Source organism: Nocardia sp. CC201C (assembly GCF_030010695.1).
GTDB lineage: Bacteria > Actinomycetota > Actinomycetes > Mycobacteriales > Mycobacteriaceae > Nocardia > Nocardia otitidiscaviarum.
On record NZ_JASCXP010000418.1, the window covers coordinates 1 to 6562 of the forward strand.

The window sequence follows — 6562 nt, forward strand, 5'->3', positions numbered from 1 at the left end:
CAATATCGAGGCCGTCGCCATCGATCGGGCCCGCGAACTGCTCGCGCCCGGTGCGGAGCCGGAGCTGATGGAATTCGCGCTCAACGACAAGGTCACCAACCGGCACGGGGTGCAGTGCTGCGGCGGTACCGTCACCGTGCTGCTCGAACCGCTGCCGGTGGTGCCCGCGGTGGCGATCTTCGGCGTCGGGCACGTCGGGTGGGAGTTGGCCCGCATCCTGGCCCGCCACGAACTCGATCTGCATCTCATCGACACTCGCCCGGACCAGCTCGCCGAGGATCGGCTCGGCGTGCTCGCGGACGCGGTGGCGCAGGTGCACGTGCACCACACGCCGCTGCTGCCCGAGGAGGTGCTCGCCGAGCTGCCGCCCGGGACGCACGTCCTGATCATGACCCACGATCACGCCGAGGACGCCGCCCTGTGCGACGCCGCCCTGCGCCTGCCCGAACTCGGTTCGATCGGATTGATCGGATCGTCGGCCAAATGGGCGCGGTTCCGCCAGCGCCTGGCCGCCGAGGGCGGGCACGACGCCGCCGCCATCGACCGGATCACCACTCCCATCGGCCTGCCCGAGATCACCGGGAAGGAGCCGGCCGTCATCGCGGTGAGCGTGGCGGCGGATCTGCTCCGCGCCTTCGACAATGATCGCCGCGCCGACAGTCGTGTTGCCGGAATGTGAAAAGCTCTGCGAAACAACAGTTTTGACGCGTACCGTAGAAATGGTCTCAGGGCGCCGGGACGACCCGCAGGGGAAGTCGATCCGGAAAGGGGGACTCGGTGCACGACGCGGAGAATTCGCGAATACTGCTGCCCACCATTCAGGTGCGCTGGTCGCCGGAAATGAGGGCGTTCGTGGCGTGGTCCGAACAATGCCCGGAACTGACCTACAGCGATCCGGCATCGTCCCTGGTGGCGTTGGACGGGCTGATCGATGCGGCGGTCGATACCGGTTGTTGACCATTGGATTGCATTGTCCCCGTTGCCGTATGGGTTTGTTCCTCGGTGTGCCGGGTATGAGAGGCACAGGTCGGAAAGCTACGCGACGCGACTCGCGGATGAGGAGTGGGCTTCCCATGGCGCAGGAGCTGTCCGCGCCGGATGAGTTGGCGCGGGGATTGGCCGCATTGACGGCCGTGATGGTGTCGGCACGCGACGTGGTGGCGACCCTGGGCGAATTCGCCGATACCGCTTCGAGAATGCTGCCGGGCCATCCGCTGGCCGGAGTCACCCTGCACCGCGACCCCGGTCCCGTGACGGTTGGTCCGAGTATCGCCCACGCGGTGCCGATCGCCGAATCCGCGCACGGCGACGGGCAGGGCCCGTGCCGGGAGACGATCGAAACCGGGAGACCGGTCTCTGTGCCGGATACGGCCGCCGAGCGGCGGTGGGGTGCGTATCCGGCGCGAATGCTCGCGCACGGCGTGCGATCCATTCACTTCGAGCCCCTGCGTACCGACGGCTCGGCCATCGGTGCGCTACATCTGTACTCCCCCCGCGTGCACGGATTCGACGAGGCGATGCGTGGGGCGATCGAATTGACCGCCACGCAGATCGCGGTCCTGCTGGATGCGGTCCTGGCCACCGCCCGCCAAGCCGAGTTGACCGCGCAGCTGCGGGAGGCGCTGGGATCGCGGGCCGTGATCGACCAAGCGCTCGGCATGATCATGATGCAGCGTCGCTGTGGCTCCGAGGAGGCGTTCGGAGTCCTGCGGACGGCCTCCCATCAGCGCAATGTCAAGCTCGCCCGGCTGGCGGCGGAGATAGTGCGCGTCATGACCGGAAGCGAACCGATCCCACCGCGTTTCGGTGTCGATCGCGCCCCGCGACCGCGTCGAGGTGGCTAGCGAAGGGGTGCACCGCGTGAATGAGCGCGTAGGATCGGGCACAAGATTTCACCGAGTCCGGAAGCGCGGCTGGCGAATCGCATCCGTCGTATTCACGCGCCCGTGACATCGGAGGCCCCCATGGCCGAACTCGCACCGCCCTTCCGTTTCGCCCCCGGTCCCCGCCTCGGAGAGGAAGGGGAGCCGCCGCGGCTGTTCGTGCCCGGCCGGACCGCAGATCCGGTCGTCGTCGAGGCCAGTGATCGCATGGTGCAGCACCTGTTCGAGGCTGGACTGCAATTGCATGGATTGCGTGCGGTATTCGACCGGCTCGACGCCGATCCAGCGCAGCTGTGTACCGCCAGCCTGGCGGTCACCGCGGTGCTCGACGAACTGGACGTCCTGATTCACGAGGCGAGCCTGGCCATGCTCGCCCACGCAACCGCGCGCCGCGGTTGCGGTGCCCCGGGGTCGGACGGCGCGGCGGCTCGCTGAACGGGCGGCCCGGAGGTCTGTCGGCGGTCATTTTCCGGCGCAGAAGCTGTCCCATTCGGTGACCCGGATGAGCGGACCCGCGCCGCCGGCGTTCTCGCCGCGACCGGTGGAGGTCGCCGCGAAGGCTATGCCGCGCACGCACACTCGTGCGATATTCGGGAAACTGTCGGTATTGCGGAAGATCTCGACGTAGTCCACGTCGTAGATGGCGTCCGGTGGTCCGCTCCGATCACCGAGTTCCTCCTTGCCGCAACCGGTCAGGGCGAGCATGAGCACGGCGGACAGGCAACCGATCGTCAGGCGGGGCAGCATGACGCTCAGCCTGCTGGGTACCGGCCGTGGAGTCAATGGCGGGCTATCCGGGTGGGGCCGAAATACAAAGGGGGAGATGTGATCTACCCGCCCCGCGCCCCGCATCCGGCGCGGGGCGGGTAGTCGTGTCCTATCGGAGTCGGTCAGCGCGGGGTGCGGACCCGCGCTGCCTCACAGGCCGCCGAGCAGTAAATGCAGCAGGCTACCAACGATGTCGATCAGACCGGCGAGCAATCCCATTGTTCTCTCCTTCGATCTCCGCTGTGCGAAAGGGATATCCCCTGTCGCCGGATAGCAGCCTAATCAAGGGGGTATTTCCGGATGGTAACACTTTGTCACGTCTGAGTTTCCTTGTGGGGCAATGGTTTCGGAGTTACAACCAGATCAATTACCCGTGCTTCTATAGCATTTATTCGACAGTGGCGAAGGAGTTGCGAACGATTTCAGCGCCTGCTGACTCCAGTCGTCACCGAATTCGCGAAACGCGTGTTCGCCGCCGAGATCGATGCGGCGGTGGCCGTGGCAGAGTGTGGCGACCGACCTGGAGTCGCGGGTATCGGGCGGCTCGGCCGTCCGCCCGATGAACGGGCGTGGAACACTGTGTGAATGGCGGGGTTGTGGACCGAATCCTCTCAGACGACAGCCGACGACGCTCCCGGCGCTCCACCGGGACGGCCCACCGTGCGGGCCGTGGTGCGATACACATATCTGACGGCTCTGGTCGTCACGGTACTCGCCGGGGGACTGCCGTCCGGGCGGCTGGTGGAGGCGGCCTGGATTCTCACCGGGGTGGTGGCGTTCACCATCGACCGGCCGTGGCGTGACCACCTGCGGGTGCTGGTGGACTGGCTCCCACTGATCGGCGCGCTGGTGGTGTACGACGTCACCCGCGATCTCGCCGATACGCTCGGAATGCCACTGCGGATGGCGGAACTGGTCGCGGCGGAACGGGCGTTGTTCGGGGGCGCGCTGCCGACGGTCTGGTTGCAGGAGCACCTGGCGTCCGACGGGGAGCCGTGGTGGACGCCGATCATCGGCGTCGTCTACACCACGCATTTCATCGTGCCGTGGGCGGTGGCCGCCATCTTCTACGTGTACTCGCGGCCGCTGTGGGCGCGGTACATGCGGCGCATCCTCATCCTGTCCTACCTGGCGCTGCTGACCTACATCCTGGTGCCCGCCGCCCCGCCCTGGTACGCCAGCCGCGAGGGCGCGATCACCGAGGAGGTCCGCCGCATCTCCGGATTCGGGCTGGGACTGGTGCCGTCCGACACCAGCGCGGGCTGGCTCGAACAGCACGGCAACTATGTCGCCGCGCTGCCCTCGCTGCACACCGCCTTCGCCGTGCTGGTGACCGTGACGCTGTGGCCGCTGCTCACCTCGTGGTGGCTGCGCGTCCCCCTGGCCCTCTTCCCGGCGGCCATGTCGTTCACCCTCGTCTACGGCGGCGAACACTATGTCGTCGACGTCCTGCTCGGCTTCGCCTACGTCGGCCTCACCGCCCTGCTGGCCGGACTCTGGGAGCGCCGCACCCGGCTGCGTCGGCGCGAACCGGTCGCCGAGACGCCCGCACTCGTGCACCGATAGCTCGAATCCGCATCCCTCGCACGGGGGACGGGCGAAACCGCCCGCGGGAGGGATGTGGACGCACCCGGTGCGCGCATAGCGTCGACCCATGATCGAGGCGCGGGGACTGACGAAGTACTACGGGCGGACGCGAGCCGTCGCGGACGCGACGTTCGTGGTGCGACCGGGGCGGGTGACCGGATTTCTGGGACCCAACGGCTCGGGGAAGTCGACCACGTTACGGCTGGTGCTCGGGCTCGACGCGCCTACCCGGGGGGAGGTGACGGTGTGCGGGCGGCGGTATCGCGACTTGCGGCGGCCGCTGTGCACCGTGGGCGCGCTGTTGGACGCGGGCGATGTGCTGGCGGGGCGCACCGCCGCCGCGCATCTGGCGATGCTGGCCGCCTGCACCGGGATTCGGGCGGAGCGGGTGGACGAGGTGCTCGGACTGGTGGGGCTGGCCGATGTGGCCGGTCGCCGGGTCGGCGGGTTCTCCCTGGGGATGCGGCAGCGATTGGGCATCGCGGCGGCGCTGCTGGGCGATCCCGGGGTGCTGATCCTGGACGAGCCGATGAACGGACTCGATACCGCGGGGATCCGGTGGATTCGAGGGCTGCTACGCGATATGGCCGACGAGGGTCGGACCGTGCTGCTGTCCAGCCACCTGATGAGCGAACTGGAACTGGTGGCCGACCACCTGCTGGTGATCGGGGCGGGGCGGCTGCTCGCCGACCAGCCGATCGGCGAATTCGTCGCCCGGGGAGCCGAATCCGTGGTCCGGGTGCGCAGCGCCGACCTGGTGGCGCTCACCGCCGCCCTGGGCGGGGCGGCCGAACTGCGGGGCGAGGTCGCGACCGTGCGCGGGCTGTCGCCGCGCGAGATCGGGCGGGTGGCGGCCGATCGCGGCATCGTGCTCGACGAGCTGACCCCGGTGCGCGCCTCGGTGGAGGACGTGTACACGGAGCTGGTTGCCGCACACCGGCAATACCGGCAGCGCGACGTCCGGGAGAGCGCATGACACGCGCCGTCACGCGCCTGGTTCGCACCGGGTACCCGCCGGCCGCGAACGCCCTGCCCGACATGCTGCCCGTCGACATGCTGTCCGCGGACATGCTGTCCGTCGACATGGTGCCCGTCGACATGCTGTCCGTCGACGTGCTGTCCGTCGACGTGCTGTCCGTCGACATGGTGCCCGTGGGCGTGGTGTCCGAAGACGCCGTGTCGGTATCCCTGGGAAGGAGGTCCCACCGATGACCGTCACGGCAGCGCCGCTCGCGCCCCTGCTGCGCGATCAGCTGCGCTCCGAGGTGATCAAGATGCGCTCGGCGCGCAGCCTGTGGCTGCTGCCGCTGCTGGCGCTGGCCGTGCCGCCGGTCATGGCCGCCGTGGTCGGGCTGACCGGCAGCCTGGAACCGGACGACACCGTCCTCGGCGGTGCGCTGACCGGAACCTCGTTGGCGCTGGCCGTGATCGGAGCCTGGGCCGCGCTGGTCGTGACCACCGAATTCGGATCGGGCACCATCCGGCCGGTATTGACCGCCACCCCGTGGCGGGATCTGCTGCTGGCGGCGAAAGCCCTGCTGGTGGTCACGGTGTCCACCGCGGTCGGCATACCCGCCGTGACGGCCGCCTGGCTGATCGGCGGCGCGGTCATCGACGGCACGAGATACGCTGACGGACAAGCATTTCCGGGGCTGCTCGGCATCTACTGCTGCTTCCCGGCCGTCGCCGCGCTGGGTCTGGCGGTCGGGGTGGCGCTGCGGAGTTCGGCCGGTGCGGTGGCCGTGATCACCGCACATGTGGTGCTGCCCCAGGTCACCGCCGCCCAGGCGCTGGGGGAGCTGCACCGGTGGGTGACCGTCGTCGCGCCCAGCGCGGTGGTGGCGAAGCTGTCGCAGAGTGCCGACGGGGCACCGGAACTCATGGGCTCGCTGGGTGGTTGGCCGCGCCTGGCGCTGGTGGCGGCGGGGGCGGTGACGGCGCTCGGATTGGCCAGGCGCACCCTGAACCGCGCCGATATCTGAGATCGTGGACTCATGCTCGAGCTGATCTCGGCAGATCTCGGCCGCTTCCGGTGGGGCCAGGCGCTGTCGGCCGCCCTGCTGGTGCTCGCGGCGCTGGTGTTCGCGGTCGTGCTGCACACCCTGCAATCCGATACCGGGCTGACGGACCGCCGCGCTGTCGGACTCGCCCTGATCCAGGGCCTCGCGGTGGCGCTCGCACCCCGCCTGTCACTGCCCGCCTGGGCGGCGTCGGTCATCGCGGTCGTGGTGGCGTCGCTGTGGGTGGACGCCGGGCTGTGGGTGGACGCCATGATCAACAGTCACCTGCTGGTGCTGGGCGTTCTCGCGCTGAGCGTGCCCGCC

Annotated in this window: 10 protein-coding genes; 9 read left to right on the plus strand and 1 reads right to left on the minus strand. The window is 69.1% G+C overall.

Features of this window, described 5'->3' with window-relative positions; translation table 11 throughout:
* The 4 genes from xdhC to QK444_RS30345 all read left to right on the plus strand — a co-directional run.
* Window positions 1-679: xanthine dehydrogenase accessory protein XdhC (gene xdhC / locus QK444_RS30330; protein WP_282785535.1), on the plus strand; the 679-nt coding region annotated here is incomplete at its 5' end.
* A gap of 98 nt (window positions 680-777) precedes the next feature.
* A complete protein-coding gene (locus QK444_RS30335) occupies window positions 778-957 on the plus strand; it encodes a hypothetical protein (RefSeq protein WP_282785536.1) in 180 nt (59 codons plus the stop codon).
* A 116-nt stretch (window positions 958-1073) separates the two neighbouring features.
* Window positions 1074-1844 (plus strand): GAF and ANTAR domain-containing protein, encoded by a 771-nt coding sequence (locus tag QK444_RS30340; RefSeq protein ID WP_282785537.1) that lies wholly within the window; start codon window positions 1074-1076, stop codon window positions 1842-1844.
* 102 nt (window positions 1845-1946) lie between these two features.
* Window positions 1947-2318, plus strand: coding sequence for a hypothetical protein (locus tag QK444_RS30345; RefSeq protein WP_282785538.1), 372 nt, complete (start codon window positions 1947-1949; stop codon window positions 2316-2318).
* Window positions 2319-2345: 27 nt separating this feature from the next.
* Here QK444_RS30345 and QK444_RS30350 read toward each other — a convergent pair whose 3' ends face one another.
* Entirely contained in the window at window positions 2346-2630 is a 285-nt protein-coding gene (locus tag QK444_RS30350; RefSeq protein WP_282785539.1) for a hypothetical protein, read from the minus strand.
* Between the two features lie 693 nt (window positions 2631-3323).
* On the opposite strand from QK444_RS30350, the gene QK444_RS30355 reads away from it, so the two are divergent.
* From QK444_RS30355 to QK444_RS30375, 5 genes are all read left to right on the plus strand, one after another.
* Window positions 3324-4217 (plus strand): phosphatase PAP2 family protein, encoded by an 894-nt coding sequence (locus tag QK444_RS30355; RefSeq protein WP_282785544.1) that lies wholly within the window; start codon window positions 3324-3326, stop codon window positions 4215-4217.
* Window positions 4218-4305: 88 nt separating this feature from the next.
* Window positions 4306-5214, plus strand: coding sequence for an ATP-binding cassette domain-containing protein (locus tag QK444_RS30360; RefSeq protein ID WP_282785540.1), 909 nt, complete (start codon window positions 4306-4308; stop codon window positions 5212-5214).
* Window positions 5211-5450, plus strand: coding sequence for a hypothetical protein (locus QK444_RS30365; RefSeq protein WP_282785541.1), 240 nt, complete (start codon window positions 5211-5213; stop codon window positions 5448-5450). The genes QK444_RS30360 and QK444_RS30365 overlap by 4 nt, the downstream gene beginning before the upstream one ends.
* Window positions 5447-6220 (plus strand): hypothetical protein, encoded by a 774-nt coding sequence (locus QK444_RS30370; protein WP_282785542.1) that lies wholly within the window; start codon window positions 5447-5449, stop codon window positions 6218-6220. The genes QK444_RS30365 and QK444_RS30370 overlap by 4 nt, the downstream gene beginning before the upstream one ends.
* Before the next feature lie 12 nt (window positions 6221-6232).
* Window positions 6233-6562: hypothetical protein (locus QK444_RS30375; protein ID WP_282785543.1), on the plus strand; the 330-nt coding region annotated here is incomplete at its 3' end.